The sequence below is a fragment of the Streptomyces sp. NPDC005899 genome (assembly GCF_040629645.1).
Classification (GTDB): domain Bacteria; phylum Actinomycetota; class Actinomycetes; order Streptomycetales; family Streptomycetaceae; genus Streptomyces.
In genome coordinates this window covers 1,943-22,654 of record NZ_JBEXWB010000065.1, presented here as the reverse complement: position 1 = coordinate 22,654, position 20,712 = coordinate 1,943, and the positions used below count along the sequence as shown (strand labels likewise).

Below are 20,712 nucleotides of genomic sequence, written 5' to 3'. Positions count from 1 at the left end.
GCCCGACCGCCGCCGGGCGCGGCGGTCGGCGGCGCGGTCTCGGCGGGCAGCGGCCCCGCGTCAGCTGTGCTGCCCCTCCCGGGAGGCGGCCGGTCAGCAGGCTCGGCCGCACCGCGAGCACCAAAGTTGCCACCACCACGATCACTCCCAGGACCCCACGCTCTCGTGACGGTCCCGGGCCGGTCGTCCGTCGCACCTGCTCCGGGCGGGCAACCCGGGCGCCCCGATCACCGTCTGACCATGCGCGACAAGGCGGCGGGAACGCAGCACAGGGCCGTCGGCGCCCGTCCGCCGCGGGGGGAGCGGACGACGTGCACAACATGGTGGACGAACCGGGTGTGCCCGGAAACGGGGAACGGCCCGAACGGACCCGGCGTGCGACGGGACCACGTGTGCAGCGGCGGACCCTGCTCGCGACCACCGCCCTGGGCACCCTGGCCGCGTGCTCCGTGCCCGCCCCCCGGCGCACGGACCTCGCCCCCGATCCGGCGCCGGGTCTGGCCGTACGCGCGGGTCGGCGGGCACAGCTCATGCAGATCCTGGCCCACCCGGACGACGACCTGTACTTCATGAACCCCGACACCCGGCGCGCCCTCGACGCGGGGACGCCGCTGGTGTGCGTCTACCTCACCGCGGGCGAGGCCGACGGCGTCAACAAGATCCCGGGCGCGCCCCGCCCGGCCCCGGACAAGGCCGCCTACTCGTCCTCGCGCCACCAGGGGCTCCGGCAGGCGTACGCGACCCTGCTCGGAATGGACGCCTTCACACCCTGGGACGTGTCCGTCGCGGAGCTCGGCGGGCACCACCGGGCCGAGGTGAACGTGCTGGCCGGCGGCGGGCGACGGGTGGAGCTGGTCTTCCTCAACACCGCGATGCACACCGGCCGGCACCGTCTCGGACTGCCCAGTCTCTGGCAGGACCGCGGACTGGCCCTGCGCACGGTCGTGGCCGACGGCTCGCCGCTGCGGCACACCGGTTCGTACACGTACGACGGGCTCGTCGACGTCCTCGCCGGGCTGCTGGAGCGCTACCGGCCCACCCTCGTCCACACCCTGGACCCCGACCCGGACGTCCAGCACAGCACCGAGGCGGCCCGGCGGGCGGACAGCGAGCAGCGCGGGTACTCCGACCACGCCGACCACACCGCGGCGGCGTGCTTCGCGTGGGCGGCGATGTTCCGGTGGGTGGCCGGTGCCACGGCGGGTGGCGGGGAGGTGCCCGGCTTCGTCACCACGGCTTTCCGCGGCTACTACAACCGGCACTGGCCCAAGAACCTGCCGCCCGCCGTGCTGGAGGCGAAGGCCGCCCCGCTCGTCCCGTACGGCGGTTCACCCGACTGGGAGTGCGGCAACCCGTCCGGCTGCGGCGACTACAACGTGGGCGGTGACAGGCCGCTGACCAACAGGAAGGGGTGGGTCCGCTCCACCCGTCACCGCTACCCAGGCCCCCGTACCGTCGTCGCCGCGGAACCCGGCGGACGGCTCGCCGCCTACGCGGTCGTGGGGCTCCGGGCGGTGCGGTGGCGGGAGACCGAAGCCGGCAGCGGCCTCTGGGGCCCGCCGCACGACCTCGGTGGCGGACCTCTCGCCCCCGCCCTGGGCTCGGCGACCACCGCAGACGGGCGGCTGCTGCTGTTCGGGCTCCGCTTCGCGGCCCTCGCCGGCCACGGCGGCGACAACGAGCGCGAGATCGTGCTCCTGGAGCAGGGCGCCCCGGGGCGCGGCGGGTTCCTCCCCTGGCGTGGCCTCGGCACCCCGTCCGCCGGGCGCGACGCGGGACGGCGCACGGGCGTGCCGGTCGCGGTCACCGCACCGGACGGGCGGGTCCATCTCTTCGTGCGCAACGCGGAGAAGGGGGTGAGCACCCGGATACGGGAGGCGACCGGCCGGTGGGGCGCGTGGCGTGACACGGGGGGCGGCGAGGTGCAGGACGGACTCGGTGCCGTCGTGGACGGCGCCGGGCGCGTGCACGTCTTCGGCGCCGGACACCACGCCGTGCACCACTGGACGCAGGACGCCCCGGGGGCGGACCTCACCGCACGCACCCAGCTCATCGGCGCCCCGGTCCCGGGCGACGGGCCCGCCGCCCTCCTCGCACCGGACGGCGCCCTGGAGCTCTACTACCGGGCCGCCACCGAACCGGGGCTGACCACCGTGCGGGCGGCGCACGGGACACCGGCCGCCGAACCGGGGGTGACCACCGTACGGGCGGCACCTGGGGCTCGGTCCACGGTGCAGGCCGCGCACGGGGCTCCCGCCACCGTGCGGGCCGCCGCCACGCCCGCGCAGAGCGCCGTACGAGCCGGGGCCGAACCGCCCGCGACCCCCTTCGGCGGCTACGGCCCGGTGGTCGCCGTCCCCTCACCGCGTGGCCCGGTACTGCTCGGCCGGACCACCGAGGGCCTGCCGCAGGTGCGGACCGCCGACGGCCACCACGTACGGGGACGGGGCGCGGTCGCCCTGGACGGAGCCGCCCTCCACCTGGGTGCGGACGGCCGGCCGGTCGTCGTCGGACTCGGCCCGGACGCCCGGCCGTGGACGTGGCGGCCGTAGCGGGACGGGACGGCAACCATGCACCGAGGTTCCCCGCACCCGCACGGCCTCGGCGTCGCACCGACCCCCACGCCGCGCAGGGCCCGCTCCGCACAGGGCCCCGCCCCGCACGACGAAGGGCCCCGCACCTCTCCTTCGAGAGGTGCGGGGCCCTTCTGGTGCTCTGTGCGGAGCAACCAGGTCAGACGGTCAAGTGACTACTTGACGATCTTGGTGACCTGGCCGGCGCCCACGGTCCGGCCACCCTCACGGATGGCGAACTTCAGGCCCTCTTCCATGGCGACCGGCTGGATCAGCGCGACGTCCATGAGGGTGTTGTCACCCGGCATGACCATCTCGGTGCCCTCGGGAAGGGTCACAACGCCCGTCACGTCCGTGGTACGGAAGTAGAACTGCGGGCGGTAGTTGTTGAAGAAGGGGGTGTGACGGCCACCCTCGTCCTTCGACAGGATGTAGGCCTGGGCCTGGAACTCGGTGTGCGGCGTGACCGAACCCGGCTTGATGATGACCTGGCCGCGCTCGACGTCCTCGCGCTTGATGCCACGAAGCAGCAGACCGACGTTCTCACCGGCCTGGCCCTCGTCGAGCAGCTTGCGGAACATCTCGATGCCGGTGACCGTGGTGGTGGTCTTGTCCTGCTTGATGCCCACGATGTCAACGGTCTCGTTGACCTTGAGGACACCACGCTCGATACGGCCGGTGACGACCGTACCGCGACCGGTGATCGTGAAGACGTCCTCGATCGGCATGAGGAACGGCTTCTCGACGTCACGCTCGGGCTGCGGGATGGACTCGTCGACGGCCTTCATCAGGTCGAGAACGGTCTTGCCCCACTCGGCGTCGCCCTCGAGGGCCTTGAGCGCCGAGACCTTGACGACCGGAAGGTCGTCGCCCGGGAACTCGTACTCGGAGAGGAGCTCACGGACCTCGAGCTCGACGAGCTCCAGGATCTCCTCGTCGTCCACCATGTCGGCCTTGTTCAGCGCGACGACGATGTACGGCACGCCTACCTGGCGGGCCAGGAGCACGTGCTCCTTGGTCTGCGGCATCGGGCCGTCGGTGGCCGCGACCACGAGGATGGCGCCGTCCATCTGCGCCGCACCCGTGATCATGTTCTTGATGTAGTCGGCGTGACCCGGGCAGTCGACGTGCGCGTAGTGACGCGACTCCGTCTGGTACTCGACGTGCGCGATCGAGATCGTGATACCGCGCTGACGCTCCTCAGGAGCCTTGTCGATCTGGTCGAAGGCCGAGGCCTCGTTCAGGTCCGGGTACGCGTCGTGCAGCACCTTGGTAATGGCGGCCGTGAGGGTCGTCTTACCGTGGTCGATGTGACCGATGGTGCCGATGTTGACGTGCGGCTTAGTCCGCTCGAACTTTGCCTTCGCCACTGGGGTCCTCCTGAGTGGTTCTGTACGCCTTGCTTCATCGGCGCCAGGTGATCTTTGCTGGAATGCCGGTGCCGGGGGCATTCGCCGCGCCGCTTACGCGCTGCGACGAATGCCCGACCGGGCTCCGGTGACAAGCCTAAAGCGTGAGCTCGGAAGAGTTACTCGCCCTTGGCCTTCGCGATGATCTCCTCGGCGACGTTCCGCGGAACCTCGGCGTAGGAGTCGAACTGCATCGAGTAGCTTGCGCGACCCGAGGTCTTGCTGCGGAGGTCTCCGACGTAGCCGAACATCTCCGAGAGGGGCACGAGGCCCTTCACGACGCGAGCGCCGCTGCGCTCCTCCATGGCCTGGATCTGGCCACGGCGGGAGTTGAGGTCGCCGATGACATCGCCCATGTAGTCCTCGGGCGTGGTGACCTCGACGGCCATCATCGGCTCGAGGAGCACGGGGGACGCCTTGCGGGCACCCTCCTTGAACGCCTGCGAACCGGCGATCTTGAAGGCGAGCTCCGAGGAGTCGACCTCGTGGTAACCACCGTCGAGAAGGGTGACGCGGACGCCGACCATCTCGTAGCCGGCCAGGATGCCGAACTGCATGGCTTCCTGGGCGCCCGCGTCCACCGAGGGAATGTACTCACGGGGGATACGGCCACCGGTGACCTTGTTGACGAACTCGTAGGAGGCGTCGCCACCCTCGATGGGCTCGAGGGCGATCTGCACCTTCGCGAACTGGCCGGTACCACCAGTCTGCTTCTTGTGCGTGTAGTCGATGCGCTCGACGGTCTTGCGGATCGTCTCGCGGTACGCGACCTGGGGCTTGCCGACGTTCGCCTCGACGCGGAACTCGCGCTTCATGCGGTCGACGAGCACCTCGAGGTGAAGCTCGCCCATACCACCGATGATGGTCTGGCCGGTCTCCTCGTCGGAGTGCACCTGGAAGGAGGGGTCCTCCTCCGAGAGCCGCTGGATGGCGACACCCAGCTTCTCCTGGTCACCCTTGGACTTGGGCTCGATGGCGACCTGGATGACCGGCGCCGGGAAGTCCATGGACTCCAGGATCACCGGGTGCTTGTCGTCGGACAGCGTCTCACCCGTGGTGGTCTGCTTCAGGCCCATGACGGCGACGATGTCACCGGCGCCCACCGACGCGATCTCCTCACGCTTGTTCGCGTGCATGCGGTAGATCTTGCCGATGCGCTCCTTCTTGCCCTTGACCGAGTTCAGCACCGCGGTGCCGGCCTCGAGGCGACCGGAGTAGATCCGGACGAAGGTGAGCTTACCGAGGTGCGGGTCGCTCGCGATCTTGAACGCCAGGCCGGAGAACGGCTCGTCGTCCGAAGGCTTGCGCTTGACGACCAGCTCCGGGTCCTTGACGTCGTGGCCCTCGATGGCCTCGACGTCCAGGGGGGAAGGCAGGTAGCGGACGACCGCGTCGAGCAGGGGCTGGACGCCCTTGTTCTTGAACGCCGTGCCACAGAAGACGGGGGTCACGGTGACGGAGTCGGCCGTGCCCTTCGACGCGAGCGTGATCCTGCGGATCGCGTCGTGCAGCTGCTCCTCGGTGGGCTCGACGCCCTCGAGGTACAGCTCCATCATCTGGTCGTCGTTCTCCGAGACGGCCTCGAGGAGCTTGCCGCGCCATTCCTCGGCGGCCTCCTTGTGCGTGTCCGGGATGTCGACGGTGTCGTACATCTCGCCCTTGGCGGTCTCGTCCGACCACACGAAGGCCTTCATCGACACGAGGTCGACAACGCCCTTGAAGTCGGCTTCGGCACCGATGGGGAGCTGCATGACCAGCGGAACAGCGCCGAGGCGGTCCACGATCATGTCGACGCAGCGGTGGAACTCCGCGCCCGTACGGTCGAGCTTGTTGACGAAGCAGATGCGCGGCACGCCGTAGCGGTCCGCCTGACGCCACACGGTCTCGGACTGGGGCTCGACGCCGGCCACGCCGTCGAACACGGTGACGGCACCGTCGAGGACGCGGAGCGAACGCTCCACCTCGACGGTGAAGTCGACGTGACCGGGGGTGTCGATGATGTTGATGGTGTGGTCAACATCGTTGAGCGGCCAGTGACAGGTCGTCGCGGCGGACGTGATCGTGATGCCGCGCTCCTGCTCCTGCTCCATCCAGTCCATCGTGGCTGCGCCGTCGTGGACTTCACCGATCTTGTACGAGACGCCGGTGTAGAAGAGGATCCGCTCGGTGGTGGTCGTCTTGCCCGCGTCGATGTGGGCCATGATCCCGATGTTGCGGACCTTGGCCAGGTCAAGCGAAGTGGTGGCCATAAGGCTCAATCTTCTCTCGGTCTCGATGGGGGAAGCGACTACCAGCGGTAGTGCGCGAAGGCCTTGTTGGACTCGGCCATCTTGTGGGTGTCCTCGCGCTTCTTGACGGCAGCGCCAAGACCGTTGGAGGCGTCGAGCAGCTCGTTCATGAGGCGCTCGGTCATGGTCTTCTCGCGGCGGGCGCGGGAGTAACCCACGACCCAGCGCAGAGCGAGGGTGGCGGCGCGACCGGGCTTGACCTCGATCGGCACCTGGTAGGTGGCGCCACCGACACGGCGGGACTTGACCTCGAGCGACGGCTTGACGTTCTCAAGCGCGCGCTTCAGCGTGATGACCGGGTCGGCGCCGGTCTTCTCGCGGAGGCCTTCCATGGCGCCGTACACGATCCGCTCGGCGGTGGAACGCTTGCCGTCGAGGAGGATCTTGTTGATCAGCGAGGTGACAAGAGGAGAGCTGTAGACCGGGTCGATGATGACCGGGCGCTTCGGGGCGGGGCCCTTACGAGGCATTCTTACTTCTCCTTCTTGGCGCCGTAGCGGCTGCGGGCCTGCTTGCGGTTCTTGACACCCTGGGTGTCGAGCGAACCGCGGATGATCTTGTAACGAACACCCGGCAGGTCCTTCACACGGCCACCACGCACGAGCACGATGGAGTGCTCCTGCAGGTTGTGCCCCTCACCCGGGATGTAGGCCGTGACCTCGATACCGGAGGTCAGACGCACACGCGCGACCTTACGGAGCGCCGAGTTCGGCTTCTTCGGGGTGGTCGTGAACACACGCGTGCAGACGCCGCGACGCTGGGGCGAACCCTCGAGCGCGGGCGTCTTGTTCTTCTCGACCTTGTCCTGCCGGCCCTTCCGGACCAGCTGCTGGATCGTAGGCACTACTTCTCCGGTTTCTGTGTGCCGTTCGTGAAACTAACCTGGAACACTCGCCGACCCACGCGGTCGGGTGTGTCGAATACTGCAAGCTCCCGCGGTGAGGCAGGAGTAAGACAGATTGCGGTGGCCACTTACGGACTCGCCGTGCGGTTGAGGACACGCACACGAGCCCAGGCACACCCCAGGCACAAGGCTTGAGCGTACCTACCTCACGGACCTGGGTCAAAACAAATGCTGCCCACCCGGACGGGGCCCCCGGCCGCGGCGTCTCCGGGCGCCGTCGCGGGCGGGCCGGCCTGTGCGCCCGGGCGACCGGGCGACCATGATCCACTCAGCCGGCGCGGGGCCGGGGAGAGTCCTCCCTGCCTCGCCCAGCAGGTGGATCCTGACCGCACGCCGGTCGAGGATCCGCAGCACGACGCTCGGATTCCCGGTTCCGCCGGGACGCAGACACGTCCTTCAGTCCTGTCCCTCGGGGCGGCCCCGGCGCCGCGGCCGGGGGAGGCGCGGAATGGTGGGCACCTTGGATCGGCGGCTCTTGGGGGCGAACGCCGGGGGACGCGACGGAGTCGCCGAGCCGGGGCGGGCCAGGGGGTCCGGGCGGGGCCCGTCCGACGGTGGGGAGCCGCCGGGAGCGGGGTTCTCGGCCCCGGAGCCACGGCGTGGCGGACGGGTGGGCCCGGGGACCGCCGGTCCGGTACGAGCGGTCCCGGGAGCCGAGTGGACCGTGTCACCGGGGGTCGTGTCGGGGACCGCCGGTCCGGGGCCGGCGGCCTCGGAAGCCGAGGGGCCCTCAGCACCGGCGACGGGCCGGGCGGGACCTGTGGGCGGCGCGGCCGGGAGCGGTCCGGCGCGGTTCGGCGTGTCGCTCGGCGCGTCGCTCGGCGTCTCATCGCGCTTATCGCTCGGCGTGTCGCTCGCCCCATCGCTCGGCGTGTCATCGCGCGTGTCGCTCGGCGCGTCATCGCGCGTGCCGTGAGCGGCCCTGCGGCGGAACGGGATGACCGCGGCCTGCCCGGGCGTCCGTGCACCGGCGTCCGCCGCCGGAAGGCCGTCGGCCCATCCGGCGCTCCGGTAGTACAGGTCCGCCGCATCGCGCCAGCCCTGGCCGTACGCGGCGTACTCGCGGCGCTCCAGTTCCTCACGCGGCACGACCACCAGATCGCCCGCCGCGTGGCTTCCCAGCAGGACGCCGACGGCGGCGAGCAGCCGGGCGAGGTCTCCGGAAGGCATCTCCCCGCCCTCCCCCACGTCCGTGGCCGGTGGCCGCCGATGACGCGGTGCGGCCCCGGACGAGCCGTTCGCCGGCCGGGAGCCCTTGTCGCTCTCGCCCATGCGCGGCTCTTCCTGACGTCTGCTCCACCGTTCCCGGCACGGCGGTGCGGCACCCGCGCCCTCGCCGGGCGCACCGTTCCCCGCCTCGGTGCATCGGGGCCGGTGGCGGCGGGCCCCTCCTCTTCGAACGGACCCGGATCAGCTTAGCGATCACGTCCGCGCGGCCCGGAGGCGGTGCACAGCGAGGGGACAGCGGGAGCACAGGGAGCCGGGGTGCGCCGCCCCCCGTGCGACGGATGGCGACGTCCGCACGCGGGACGGCGAGGAACCCCGCACGAAGGCCGGTGGCGGGCTCCGTGGGAGGAGCGCCCACGCCCCGTACTCCCTCAGCCCCTCCGGGTGCGCCGGGCCGGCAGGTCCTGGTCCACCGGGTCCGCGGGCAGGAACTGCCCGGCGACCCGCATGAACATCTCCCGCTGCTCGGCCGGGACGCCGAGTGCGGCGGCGGCCTCCTCCAGCGTGATCCGCTCGCTCACGGCGTTCCGCCGGTCCAGGTCGTCCGCGGCCGGGGGCATCGGCAGCTCGTCCTCGGTGAGCCGGCCGGAGCGGATGAGCATCTCCCGCACAGGGATGTTCAGGACGTGCGCCAGCCTGCGCATCGTCTCCAGGTCCGGCATGCTCTGGCGTTGCAGCAGCCGCGTGATGGCCGCCCGGTGCACGCCCGCCTCGTCGGCGAGGCGGGACTTGCCGCCGCCGCGCGGGCTGTCGATGTCGTATCCACGCCGCCGGATCACGTCCTCGATCCAGGCCGTGAACTGTTCCAGTTCACTGACGGTCACAGGCCTTCGCCTCCCTCCGAAGCGAGCCCCAGGCTACCGCGCTTGCGCGCACATACTTATGCGCTTTCGCGCGCGCAATGTGTAGATCTACTGAAGACCTGTCCCATTCCGTGCGTATCGCGACCCTGCCATCACTTTGTGTAGTCGGCTGAAAATGATCTCTCGTCGGGTTCTTCGTTGCGCGCTCGCACGCAATCTGTCACTGTGCATCTCCGGTCGAACCCCTGACGCCGTCAGGCCCCTCCCTCCCGTCCCACCGCACGCGCACCAGGAGCCTCCATGGATCCGTCGTTCCTCTCCCTCACTTCCCACACCTGGACCGCGTCGGCCGCCTGCCTCGGACTGCCCCCCGAGACGGTCTTCGCCCGGCAACCGGCCGAGGCCGCACCCGCCCTCGACGCCTGCGCCCGCTGCCCGGTCGTCCGCCGGTGCGAGGAGACGGTGGCGCCGTCCGACACCTGGTTCGACGGGGTGTGCGCGGGACGGCTCTGGCGCAACGGCCGGCCCGTCGCCCTGGGGCGCGGGAGGCGCCGTCGCAGCGCCGCCTGAACCCGGGCCGCCCGGCCGGTCCTCTCATGAGCGGGGAAGCGGACGACACGCCCGGACCGACACATCACGCGCAGGAACACGCAGGAGCACACAGAAGGAGGGCCCGCCATGGGTGACGAGAGCGAGTTTCCCGAAGCCACCGGACCGTACGCCGGTCCGAACCCCGGTCCGAACGCCTGGCAGTCCCCCGGGCGCGTCCCCGGAGCGGGATCCGGGCGGGCCGCCGAGGAGGCGGACGGGACCGGCATCGCCAGGGACGCGGCACTCTGGGCCGCCACCCTGGCCCGCCAGTTCCCCGACCTGCTGGAGGAGCTGGCGCCGTCCTCGGGCAGCCGGCCGTCCCCCGTCCGGCACGTCCCGGGCCCGGCCGAGCGAGCGGCGCGCGCCGCCCTGAGCCGTACGGAACGCGAGGAGGCCCTGCGCAACGAGCAGCGGGGACTGGCTGTCCCCGGGCACTCGGCCGCCCCCGTGCGGCTGCATGTGTCGGACGCGCTGCGCGACATCAGCGACGGCGTCGTGGAACTGGAGGAGGCGCTCCTCGGCCGGCTCGGGTCCGGCCGTCCGCGCCGCGCCCCGGTGCCCGAGAGGCTCACCCGGATCACCGGGCTCCTGGGGCACACCGCCGCCGACCCGACGCTCGCCCGGCACGCCCGCGACGAGCTGCGCCGGATGGCCCGGCGGTGCGCCCGCGCCCTGGGCGAGACGGAGACGATGGTCCGGCTCCCGGGGCGCTGCCCCTGGTGCGACTCCGTGTCCCTGCGCGCCTTCCCCGACCGGGAGGCCGTGCTCTGTGTCAATCCGGGGTGCCGCTGCGGGGACGAGGGGTGCGACTGCGTGAGCGATCCGGCCTTCCGCCATCTCTGGGAAGGGGACGCCTGGCCGGCCGGCCGCCACGTGTTCGCGGTGGTGGCCTCCCGTGCCGGAGACGGGGCCGATGCCCGGTGAGCGCCTCCCGGCACCCGTACGACACGCTGACCGGCGTCACTCTGGTGACCAGCGCCCTGGCCGCCCAGGAGGCGGGCGTGGTGCCCGCGACGATCAGGAAGTGGGTGCAGCTCGGCCACCTGCGGCCCTCCGGCCACCAGGGCAGGAGCCACCTGTACCGGCTGGAGGACGTGTTCGCCGCCGAACGCGCCACCCGCCGCGCCCCTCGGCGCCGCACGGCCACCGCCACCGCCACCTGCCCCGACCCCGCCCCGCAGGGCTGACCGGAGTCGCCCCGGACCAGCGGCACACACCGATGTCCCCGGTTCCCGCACAGGGAACCGGGGACGTTCGCGTTCGCACGGCCCACGGCTGGACCGCCCCCGCGTACCACTCGCAGGGCGCGCCCGGGGCGCGGCGTGCGGGTCGGGGAAGGCGGCCGGGCCGGTCCGGGGCCGGTCGCTGCCGGTCGGTGCGCCGGTGGTGGGCGCCCACCGTTCACGGGCGCGGCGTACGTACGGGACGCGCGCGGGGCCCTGCACGGGATCCGGGCAGCCGGGACGGGGCCGTGCCCGTCAGGGGTGGGCCCTGGCGGTGCGGAGTGGGCGCACCGCGGCGGGTCTGGCGGCCATCGCTTCCTGCCAGCCGGAGGAGAAGCCCCGCAGCTCGGCCTCGCCGACGATCCTGGCCCCCACCTCGCCCACGACCGCGGCCAGGGTTCTGCCCATCTCGCCGGTGTAGCGCCCGGCCTCCGCCGATTCCACGGCCACCGTGACCGCGGCGGCCATGACATCGGCCAGCCGCTCCCCCGGCTCCCCGGTCACCACGACTGCTCACCGCCGGAGACCGGCCTCCATTCGTTGTTCGTCGTCACGACCCCACACCGTCCTTACGCCTGCGTCGGTCCATGCCATGTTCGATCCGATCGAATTTGTGTTCGAATCGGCTTGTCAGGATAGCGCAGACCCCGGTGCCCCCACCTGGCTTATGACGCGGCGACACGCCCCCACCCCCTCGGCGCACCTCGCTGTTCGAAGGTTCGAACGGGGCACCGTTCCGACGTAGTTGGTTGCGCGCGCGCAATTCATGGATCACTATGAGTGCAGCGGCGGAGCTGTGCCCCCTCCCTCCGAGAGGCACCGCTCCGCCGCCGTCGTGTCCGGCGTGCGTACGGGCCGTACGCACGGGCGTCCGTCCTCGGCCCGTACAAAGGAGTGACACCATGCCCTCATCCGCGCCAGGGACGTTCCCGGACGTCCAGGCGATCGTGCGGGACCTGCTCAAGACCCGCGCGGAGCTGGCGGACGCGTACGTCGACGACGCACCGCCGGCCGGCTTCGACGGGACGCAGAAGGCCGTGCTGATCTCCCGCATGGGCGGCGCCTGGGTCGACGACCTGCACGTCGACCGCCCGCTGATCCAGCTCGAGGTCTACGGACCGGAGAAGTCGGTGGCACACACCCTCGCCAACGCCGCCCGCGCCACCCTGCTGGCCGCGACCGGCACCGTCTTCGGCACCTCGTTCGTCAGCGAGGTGATCGAGGAGGACGGCCCGCGCTGGCTGCCCGACTACGTCTACGCGGGCGCCAACCGCTACATGTGCATCCTCCGCTTCACCGTCCGTACGGACTGACGACCCAGGCCGTACGGACGAGCGCCTCGTCCGCACCCGCCGCGCGGACCGCGCATTCGCGTCCGGCCCGCCCACCGGGCCGCACGACGCCCCACGAACCAGGCCCCGCCGAACCGACTCGGCGGGGCCTTCGCCGTACCCGCCCCGGATACGGCGGCCCCCGCACGGGGGCACCACCCCTGGAAAGGAAGCCACCTTCATGGCTGGTAACAACTCGTCCGAGATCCGCATCGCCGGTACGGGCCGCATCCTCGTGGCCCCGGCCGGCACTCCGGCGCCGACCGCCTTCTCCAACGACCCGGCGGCCGACTGGGACAGCGCGCTGTGGCGGGACCTCGGCTACACGTCCACCGACGGCGTGACCTTCTCCAAGAAGGACAAGCTGGACCCGGTCGAGACGTGGCAGGCGGTCAGCCCGGCCCGCTTCATCTACGCGGACCGCGACCTGACGCTGAAGTTCGCCATGCTCCAGTTCAACGAGGACACCCTGCCGTTCTTCATGGGCGGTGACACGGTCTCGGCGGTGAACGCCACCACCAACCCGGGCGTCTACTCCTACAACGTGCCGGACGGCCCGCAGTTCGACGAGCGCGCCCTCGGCCTGGAGTTCCACGACGGGCTGGAGGTCACCTACCGGTTCGTGATCCCGCGCGGCCAGGTCACCGCGTCGGACGACATCAAGCTGGCCCGCAAGGCCGCCGCGTCCCTGGGCGTCACCTTCACGGCGCTGTCCTCCGGCGAGACCCAGCCGCTGGCGACCTTCGTCATGAAGGACCCGGCGTACGCCAAGGCGTGACCCCGGCGCCCCCGGCCTCCGGGGGCGCGACTCCACGGGGCGCCGGTGCTCCGGCCCCGCCCGGTGTGCCGGCGCCCCGCGGCTTCCGTACCGCACGACCCCGCACGTCCGCACGCACCGAACCCGCCGCACCGCACCGCGACGCGCCCGACCGGGCCGCCGGTGCGGCCCCCTTCCCGAAACGGAGACCCCATGGCCACCTTCGACGTGTCCGCCGCCCGAGCCCAGCGCATGGAGGCGCTCGGCCGCTCCTGGTCGTTCACCATCGACGGCGACACCTTCGAGCTGCCGACCGAACTGACCCGCGTCACCGCCCGGGCGCTGCGCGGCCTGGACGACAACGACGTCGACGGCCTGCTCGAACTCCTCCTGGGCAAGAAGCAGTTCGCCCGCTTCGCGCAGCTGGACGTCACCATGCAGGACATCGCCGCCATCCTGGAGGCGTACGGCAAGGAGACCGGGCTCGGCCTGGGGGAAGACTGAGCCTCGTCGCGTTCGCCGATGAACACGCCGAGGCTCTCGAAGCCGATCTGCTCCGGCACTACGGGGTGGACCTGCTCGACTGGCACCGGGGGGAGCTCTCCTCCCGCCGGCTCGCGATCCTGATCAAGCACCTGCCGCGGGACAGCGCCACCATCCGCGACACCGACGGCGAGGCCGCCGAGTGGTCCGTCACCGACTACCTGCTGGCGGCGGTGGTGGACCATCTCGCGGCGGCCAACTGGATGTTCTCCGTCGTCAACGGCGACGGGGAGTCCGACCCGCCGGAACAGCCGGTACCGGTGCCGCGGCCGGGGGACGCGGAGGAGGGGGGCGAGCGGGACGAGGAGGCCGGCGACACCACGTCTGCCGACGCCCCGCAGGCCGTCCCGAGCCCTTCGGAGCTGGCCCGGTTCTTCGGGTGACACGCCCCCATCGGCCGCCCTGCGCGTGCGGGGCGGCCGACGGGGGTCGTAGCGCGCGATCTCTTGTCCGCTGCGTTCCGGCGACCGTCAGGGACGCGGACCGTGCCACGTGCGGATTCGGCGGACCCCGGATCAGAGGGCGATCTCATAGAGACAGGCCGCCAGAAGAAGCAACCCGGACAGAACCACGAACGACCTGGCCGACCCGTCGATGTTCTCGCGAAACTGAAATCTCCCCGGGGTGAAAGAAGAACACAGCACCTGTCGCCATAAGGTCCACGGCGACAGATAACGCCTTGACGCTCACAACTCCTCACCTCGTGACCACATGCGTCCCCGTGGCCGCACACCGAAGGAGGAATACATCAGGATATTGCTGCTGAGCAGTGAAGCGCCGGCGGTGCACAGGGCAGCGTAGATTCCGCCGAACTCAAAGGGAGAGTGCGTAGATCGCCGAGCCCAGAGAGGCCGATCCCAGACAGAACCACAAAGCGACGACTCCGTACCGTCGCCTCTCCCTAGGTACACCGAAGGAACCGAGAGCGAAGAAGAAAAACAGGCCGGCAAGCATCATGAGGCCCACGGCGAGAAAGAAAAGTTTGACGTTCACGAACCCCCACTTTCAAGATTTTATCCGAACAATATCAGATGCGACTGGGCCGGGGCAAGAAGAAAACCGGTCCTTTCGTCTCGGGCGGGAGTAATTCATGGGGTCACGCGCCACGGAAGAAGTGTACGACAAAGTCGTCGTTGTCGAAGGAAAAGTTGACGCAATAGCAGCAACCTCTCTCACGACCAAGCACTTCGACGAACAGGTGAAAACCCTCAAGACTGCCATCGAAAAGGGTCCCAAGAAGGAAGAGGAACAAACCTGGAAAGACATCATCAAGGAGACTTCCCCGGTCAAGGAGTTCCTCGCCGTCTTCAAAGGCAGCGATCTGTTGGCCAAGGTGCTACTGGCAGCCGCGGCCGCGACTGCCGCCGCCGGATTGCTGGCAGGCCTCCTGGTGAAGGCCAAGCAGATGACGATCGCGTACACCGGTCGGACAAGGACCATGGGCACTTTCGGCGCCGTGCGACCGCAAGCCGAGATCAACCCCCGCTATTTCGGCCGCGGGGAGCAGGGGGGATGGCGCGGCTGGGGGATGCAGCCTGCCGAAGCACCTCAGGCACAGGGGGCGGGAGCCGGACAGACCTCGGTACAGGCGCAGCGACCGAACCTCACGTCGGCCACACAGATCGATGAGGTCAAGACGGCCATGGCGAGGCTGAACGCCGAGATCGATACATATCGCGGCAAAGTGCGTGGCCTCGCCACCCCTAGCGCGATGCGACAGATGGCTTCGGCGGCCAAGAAGCTGGAGAACGCCGCCAAGAAGCACCAGTCCATCGACACGCTGGCCACCTCGATCGGCGCTCTCAACAGAGAAATGCGCACGCTGGCTGGAACCGCGAGCTGAATCGGCAGGACGAGTACCGGCGAGGACCTCTCCGGCAGCCGACCATTGAACGAACGGAACCCGCATGGCACTGACCGCCACCCTCAAGAAGGCGTCGGACAATCTCCGTACCTTCAAGACCAGTCTCGATCAGGCAGGCCGCGCCGCGACCGGCCTGAAACAGAACGTACAGAGCAGCAGCAGCGGCATGAACGGGATGAAGAGCGCATCCCAGCAGTCCGCGAAGGAAATGAAATCCCTTCAGCAGGCCGCCGACAGGACGGAGAAGTCCGTCACCAAGGCCGGCAAATCCGGGCAGACCGGCGGGACGGCCCTCGGCAAGTTCGAGTCGGGTGCGTCCAAGGCCGACAAGGGTATGAAGGGCCTCAACAAGTCGATGAAGGGCAACCTCATCGGCGTCCTGCTCGACCTGCTGGCCCCGCTGATCGCCAAGATCGTGGACATGGCGACGCGCTCGAAGACGATGCAGAAGGTCCTCAGCACCGCGTTCTCCGTCATCAAGAGCGTGATCACCACGGTCATGAAGGCCGTCGGCCCCGTCATGCAGTCGGCCGGCAAGCTCATGAAGACCGTGTGGAACGGGATCAAGACGGCGGTCTCGGTGGTCGTCAAGGCCGTCGCCACCGTCATCAAGACCTACTTCACCCTGTGGAAGACGATCATCACGACGGCCATGAACGCCGTGAAGAAGGTCATCACCACCGTCTGGAACGGCATCAAGTCCGTCATCTCCCCGGTGGTGAACTGGATCAAGAGTGTCGTCCCCGCCGCCTTCACCGCCGTCAGGAGCAAGCTGTCCAGCGCCTGGAACGGCCTCAAGTCCATCGCGAGCAACGCCTTCGGTGCGATCAAGGGCGCGGTCAGCGGCCCGATCAACGCCGTGATCGGGCTGATCAACTCCGCGATCGGCAAGCTCAACGGCATCAAGGTCTCGGTGCCCGGCTGGGTGCCCGTCGTCGGCGGGAAGTCCTTCGGCATCCACCTGCCGACCATCCCCCGCCTCGCCCAGGGCGGCATCGTCCAGCCACGCAACGGCGGTGTGCACACCATCGTCGCCGAAGCCGGTGAAGCGGAGGCGGTACTGCCGCTCTCCAAGCTCAGCAGGCTCCTGGGCCACACCACCCGGGCCGGCCAGGTGGGCAACGGCGCCGCCGCCGCGAACGGCGGCTTCTACATCGAGCAGTACTACGAGGCGTCGAGCAGCAGTGTCCAGGACACCGCCGGCGCGTTGCTGTTCCTGTCGAAGGCCCGAGGATGAGTGTCGGCGACCCGCTGGCCGGAATCGCCGCGCCCCTGCGCACTTTCGCCGGCAACGTCTCCGGGGCACGCGGCGCCACACAACGCCTCACCACCTCACTCCGCCAGGTCAGCGCCGCGGTCGACCGGATCAGGGCCGGTGCCGTCTCGGCGGGCAACGGCGTCAGGGCCATCACCTCCCCCGCCACCAAGGCCGCGGGCGGATTCTGCAGACTCGGCACCTCCGCCTCCACCGCCGCGACCCGCATCCGCGCCGGCGCGACCAAGGTCCGCGGCCCCGTCGGCGTCCTCGGCTCCCTCGCCGCCGGTGCCGGGGCCTTCGGATCGATGACCGACCTGTTCGGGCAGTACACCCCGACGGTCACCAAGGCCATGACCCTCTTCGGCGTCGCCCTGACCGTCGGCTCCGTCGTCATGACCGGGATCAACACGGCCATGAAGGCGAACCCGCTCGGCTTCGTCCTCGGCATCGTCACCCCGCTGGTCGCCCTGCTCATCGACTACGCGATGAACTCCGCCACCGGCCAGAAGGTGATCCAGCAGGCCTTCCGGTCCGCGCTCGACGTGTTCCGCGCCGTCGGGGAGTTCATGGCTCCGGTCATCACGGGCTGGGCGAAAACCGTGTCGGAGGTGTTCGAAGGCGTCCAGAAGACCGTCGGATCCGTCCTGAAGAGCCTCGGCTCCCACCTCAGGTCCGGCTTCGAGGGTGCGCGGAGCACCATCTCCTCGGCGACCCGCGCCGTCACCTCGGTCGTCAAGGGGGCCTGGAACGGTTTCAAGGGCGTCGTCCAGCCGACGCTGAACTGGCTGACGAAGACGCTCCCCTCCGCCTTCATCCGGGTCCGCGACGCCGTGTCGAAGTCCCTGCACGGCATGGGCACCTTCATGTCCACCGGCATCCAGACGATCGCCGGCGTCATCACCGGGCCGGTCAAGGGCCTGATCGCCTTCGCCAACTGGATCATCGACGGGCTCAACCACCTGAGCTTCAACTTCCTCGGCAAGAAGTTCGGGGTGCACCTGTCGAAGATCCCGCAGCTCGCCGAGGGCGGTGTCGTCCTCCCGGCCGCCGTGCCGGGAGCCTCCTCCGTACAACCGCTCTCCCGACTCGGCCGCTTCCTCCCCGCGCCGGCCGGAGCCTCCGCCACCACCGGGCCCGCCTTCTTCGCCGGCCGCCCCGGGGTCCGCGTCTACCAGGAGCGCGAGGGCAGCAGCCCGCTGACCGTCGCCGACGACCTGCTCTTCCTGTACCGCAGCGCGGCCTGATCCCCGGTCCGTACGCGCCGGCGCCGCGCCCCGGCCACGCAGTCCCGCACCGCCCCGCCGGGCTCCCGCACGCCCGCACACCGCCCGGACGGCCCGGAGCACCCGCACCGTCACCGACGGGCGGCGCCCCTCCCGTACGCCCCGAACCGAAGCGAGGTGACGGCCCGACATGGCCGATACCGTCTCCACCCTCCCGAACCCCCTCTCCGACGAGACCACCCCCGGCTCCCTGATCACCCGCGACGGCCAGGTCCAGTGGGGTGGGCTCCTCATGGGCGCCGGCACGCCCTACCCGGTCGACCGCACCGGGATCACCGGCTGGGAGGACCTGCCCGAGCTGGACCTCGGCGACGTGCTCCGCCCCGACCAGCACGGCTCCTGGCCCGGCGACCGCTGGGCGCAGCCCCGTCTGATCGGGGCGACCGTCTGGCTCGCGCCGCCGGCCGGGACCGACCCGCTCGCCACCTCGACCGCCTTCCGCGCCGCGACCGGCCCGGGCGGCCGGGAACGCTGGCTCGCCGTCCGGCTGCTGGGCGAGACCCTCGCGGTCCGGGCCCGGGTCAGCCGGCGGGTGGTGCCGCAGGACCGCTCGTACGCGGTGCAGGGGTTCGCCAAGGTCAGCATCCAGTGGACCGCCACCGACCCGCGCCGCTACGGCACCGTCCAGCACGAGGCGATCACCGGTCTGCCGGTCAGCGAGTCCGGGATGGCGTGGGACGACGCCGCCGGCTCCGGCCTGGTGTGGCCGCTGACCTGGGGCGCCAACGGCGCCGCCGGTTCGATCACCGCGGTCAACGGCGGCGGCGCGGCCGTCCGCCCCGTCGTGGAGTTCCGCGGCCCGGTGCAGCGTCCGTCCCTGACCCGGCTCTCCGACGGCCGCCAGCTCCAGTACGACCTGGCGCTGGGCGCGGGCGACCTCCTCAGCGTCGACACCGAGTCCGGCACGGTCCTGCTCAACGACACCGCGTCCCGCATCTACACCGCCACCCCCGACTCCTCGCCGGAGCAGCTGTTCCAGCTTGAGCCGGGCACCACCGAGCTGGCGTTCCGCTCGGACGACGTCACCGCCGACCCCGCCGCCTCGGTCACCGTCCGCTGGCGTGACGGGCACTGGTGACCCGCGCCGCTCCCCCGCACCGCAGTCCCGTACCCCCGCAGCACCTCGCCGATCCCTCCAGGAGGACCACATGCCCGTGCGCAGCGCATGGCTCGTCAACCGCACCGACGTCGAATCCGGTCAGTCCCGCGCCGACACCCGCCTCGCCCCCACCGGCACCATGACCCCCACGAGCGGGCTCGCCAGCCGCGGCGGCGTCATTCCGGGCTCACCCGACGGCAAGTCCCTGATGTCCGCGTTCTACGTCTTCAGCTCCACCGCCGGCATGACCGCCACCGTCGCTCCGGGCCGTGCCGTGGTGCAGGGCAGCGAGGCTGCCGGGGCCTACCCGGTGGTGCTCACCGACTACACCACGGTGGTGTTCGCCGACGGCGACGCCAACAACCCGCGCATCGACCTGGTGGTCCTGCGGATCTACGACGCCCAGGTCGACAAGTCCGGCCGCACCGAGGCGGTCCTGGAGATCGTGCGGGGCACGGCCGAGGGCAACCCGCAGGTCCCGCAGACGCCGGCCGCCTCCCTGCCGCTGGCCACCGTCCGGGTGCCGGCGGGCGCGTCGGTCGGTACCGGCGGCATCGCCTGGGCCTCGGCCGTCGCCAACCTGCGGACCAGCACGGTCGCGCTCGGCGGCATCCTGCCGCTGTACGGCAACACCAACGAGCCGGGCGCCTACCCGGGGCAGTACCGCGACGTCGGCGTCCAGCTCCAGCGGTGGGACGGCGGCGCCTGGGTCGGCTACCCGAGCCAGCTCGGCGGCATCGCGCCCACCGGCCAGCTCGCGACCGGCGGTTACGTGGGCCAGTACCGCGACAACAACGGCCGGCTGGAGCGGTGGAGCGGCACCGCCTGGGTGCTCGCGATGCCGACGCCCGCGTTCTCCTACAACACCGACGGCGGCTACTGCAAGAGCACCACGTGGACGGAGGCGGTGACCGACACGGTCGGACCGACGCTCACCACCACCTTCACCGCGCCGGTGTCCGGGAAGGTCCTCGTCCACCTCGGCTTCCAGGGGCAGCCGTCGGTGGAGGGCGGCTGGGGCCGGATGTCGGCCAACATCCGCAAGGACGGCGTCCTGGTCACCGGGCTCGGCGCCGACGAGACCCGATCGGCCATCGACACCGGCCGCGGCACCCAGTCGGTGAGCACGGTCTTCCAGGTCACCGGGCTCCAGGCCGGCGCCACCTACACCGCCGTCTCGGCCTACAGCTCCGGCGCTACCACCAACAACCACTGGTTCGACAACCGGTTCATCCGCGTCGACCCGATGCTCTGAGGAGGGCGGCGTGACGAGTTCGCCCCGTACGGCGTACACCCCGCTCACCCCCGTGTACCGGGCGGTCTTCTGCGACCTGCGCACCGATCAGGTGCTCGACGTGCTGCCGCTGACGGAGACCAAGTTCGACGACTACATCGGCAAGGCGGGATCGCTGTCCGCGACGGTCCCGCTGCCGGACGCCGCCCCCGCCCGCCCGGGGGGGGGGGGCCCCGGGGCCCGCCGCCCCCCGGGGTGGGGGGGGGGCGCCGGGGCAAAAAGGTGGGGGGGGGGGGGGTGGTGCGGCCCCCCCGCCCGCCCCCAA

The 20,712-nt window shown here is 70.8% G+C and carries 20 protein-coding genes and 1 pseudogene; 14 read left to right on the top strand and 7 right to left on the bottom strand.

Annotation, left to right across the window (positions count from 1 at the left end):
- Positions 1 to 392 precede the first annotated feature (392 nt).
- Entirely contained in the window at positions 393 to 2,552 is a 2,160-nt protein-coding gene (locus ABZ371_RS11360) for a PIG-L family deacetylase (protein WP_358676802.1), read from the top strand.
- Positions 2,553 to 2,749: 197 nt separating this feature from the next.
- Here the strand turns inward: ABZ371_RS11360 and tuf are convergent, their stop codons facing one another.
- The 6 genes from tuf to ABZ371_RS11330 form a co-directional block, all read right to left on the bottom strand.
- On the bottom strand, positions 2,750 to 3,943 hold the full coding sequence (tuf, locus tag ABZ371_RS11355; RefSeq protein WP_358676799.1) for an elongation factor Tu: 1,194 nt from the start codon (positions 3,941 to 3,943) through the stop codon (positions 2,750 to 2,752).
- A 158-nt stretch (positions 3,944 to 4,101) separates the two neighbouring features.
- Positions 4,102 to 6,231 (bottom strand): elongation factor G, encoded by a 2,130-nt coding sequence (gene fusA, locus ABZ371_RS11350; protein ID WP_358676796.1) that lies wholly within the window; start codon positions 6,229 to 6,231, stop codon positions 4,102 to 4,104.
- A 38-nt stretch (positions 6,232 to 6,269) separates the two neighbouring features.
- A complete protein-coding gene (gene rpsG, locus ABZ371_RS11345; protein ID WP_018101248.1) occupies positions 6,270 to 6,740 on the bottom strand; it encodes a 30S ribosomal protein S7 in 471 nt (156 codons plus the stop codon).
- A gap of 2 nt (positions 6,741 to 6,742) precedes the next feature.
- On the bottom strand, positions 6,743 to 7,114 hold the full coding sequence (gene rpsL, locus ABZ371_RS11340; RefSeq protein WP_003948652.1) for a 30S ribosomal protein S12: 372 nt from the start codon (positions 7,112 to 7,114) through the stop codon (positions 6,743 to 6,745).
- Between the two features lie 456 nt (positions 7,115 to 7,570).
- Entirely contained in the window at positions 7,571 to 8,446 is an 876-nt protein-coding gene (locus ABZ371_RS11335; RefSeq protein WP_358676792.1) for a hypothetical protein, read from the bottom strand.
- Between the two features lie 326 nt (positions 8,447 to 8,772).
- Complete coding sequence (locus ABZ371_RS11330) at positions 8,773 to 9,225, bottom strand: helix-turn-helix transcriptional regulator (RefSeq protein ID WP_358676789.1); 453 nt, start codon at positions 9,223 to 9,225, stop codon at positions 8,773 to 8,775.
- Positions 9,226 to 9,504: 279 nt separating this feature from the next.
- Here ABZ371_RS11330 and ABZ371_RS11325 point away from each other — a divergent pair, with 279 nt between their 5' ends.
- The 3 genes from ABZ371_RS11325 to ABZ371_RS11315 all read left to right on the top strand — a co-directional run bounded on the left by ABZ371_RS11325 (position 9,505) and on the right by ABZ371_RS11315 (position 10,982).
- Positions 9,505 to 9,774 carry a WhiB family transcriptional regulator gene (locus tag ABZ371_RS11325; RefSeq protein WP_358676786.1) on the top strand — a complete coding sequence of 90 codons (270 nt, stop codon included), beginning with the start codon at positions 9,505 to 9,507 and terminating at the stop codon, positions 9,772 to 9,774.
- A gap of 108 nt (positions 9,775 to 9,882) precedes the next feature.
- A complete protein-coding gene (locus ABZ371_RS11320) occupies positions 9,883 to 10,719 on the top strand; it encodes a hypothetical protein (protein WP_358676783.1) in 837 nt (278 codons plus the stop codon).
- A 26-nt stretch (positions 10,720 to 10,745) separates the two neighbouring features.
- On the top strand, positions 10,746 to 10,982 hold the full coding sequence (locus tag ABZ371_RS11315) for a hypothetical protein (RefSeq protein ID WP_358676807.1): 237 nt from the start codon (positions 10,746 to 10,748) through the stop codon (positions 10,980 to 10,982).
- A 291-nt stretch (positions 10,983 to 11,273) separates the two neighbouring features.
- On the opposite strand, the gene ABZ371_RS11310 is transcribed toward ABZ371_RS11315, so the two are convergent.
- Entirely contained in the window at positions 11,274 to 11,486 is a 213-nt protein-coding gene (locus ABZ371_RS11310) for a hypothetical protein (RefSeq protein WP_358676805.1), read from the bottom strand.
- 434 nt (positions 11,487 to 11,920) lie between these two features.
- Between ABZ371_RS11310 and ABZ371_RS11305 the strand changes: the two genes are divergently transcribed.
- From ABZ371_RS11305 to ABZ371_RS11260, 10 genes and pseudogenes are all read left to right on the top strand, one after another.
- The gene (locus tag ABZ371_RS11305; protein ID WP_358676780.1) at positions 11,921 to 12,331 is read left to right on the top strand and encodes a hypothetical protein; all 411 of its coding nucleotides are present in this window, start codon (positions 11,921 to 11,923) and stop codon (positions 12,329 to 12,331) included.
- Positions 12,332 to 12,530: 199 nt separating this feature from the next.
- Entirely contained in the window at positions 12,531 to 13,127 is a 597-nt protein-coding gene (locus ABZ371_RS11300) for a phage tail protein (protein WP_358676777.1), read from the top strand.
- 192 nt (positions 13,128 to 13,319) lie between these two features.
- Positions 13,320 to 13,610, top strand: coding sequence for a hypothetical protein (locus ABZ371_RS11295; RefSeq protein WP_299532172.1), 291 nt, complete (start codon positions 13,320 to 13,322; stop codon positions 13,608 to 13,610).
- 65 nt (positions 13,611 to 13,675) lie between these two features.
- The gene (locus ABZ371_RS11290; RefSeq protein WP_358676774.1) at positions 13,676 to 14,032 is read left to right on the top strand and encodes a hypothetical protein; all 357 of its coding nucleotides are present in this window, start codon (positions 13,676 to 13,678) and stop codon (positions 14,030 to 14,032) included.
- Positions 14,033 to 14,739: 707 nt separating this feature from the next.
- A complete protein-coding gene (locus ABZ371_RS11285; RefSeq protein WP_358676771.1) occupies positions 14,740 to 15,492 on the top strand; it encodes a hypothetical protein in 753 nt (250 codons plus the stop codon).
- 64 nt (positions 15,493 to 15,556) lie between these two features.
- A complete protein-coding gene (locus ABZ371_RS11280) occupies positions 15,557 to 16,750 on the top strand; it encodes a phage tail protein (RefSeq protein ID WP_358676768.1) in 1,194 nt (397 codons plus the stop codon).
- Positions 16,747 to 18,015, top strand: coding sequence for a hypothetical protein (locus ABZ371_RS11275; RefSeq protein ID WP_358676765.1), 1,269 nt, complete (start codon positions 16,747 to 16,749; stop codon positions 18,013 to 18,015). Before ABZ371_RS11280 ends, ABZ371_RS11275 begins: the two co-directional genes overlap by 4 nt.
- Positions 18,016 to 18,184: 169 nt before the next feature.
- Positions 18,185 to 19,132: a phage tail protein gene (locus ABZ371_RS11270; protein WP_358676763.1), complete on the top strand. Its 948-nt coding sequence runs from the start codon at positions 18,185 to 18,187 to the stop codon at positions 19,130 to 19,132.
- A gap of 70 nt (positions 19,133 to 19,202) precedes the next feature.
- On the top strand, positions 19,203 to 20,408 hold the full coding sequence (locus ABZ371_RS11265) for a hypothetical protein (RefSeq protein WP_358676760.1): 1,206 nt from the start codon (positions 19,203 to 19,205) through the stop codon (positions 20,406 to 20,408).
- A gap of 10 nt (positions 20,409 to 20,418) precedes the next feature.
- Positions 20,419 to 20,712: pseudogene (locus tag ABZ371_RS11260) on the top strand (hypothetical protein); the annotation flags it as partial.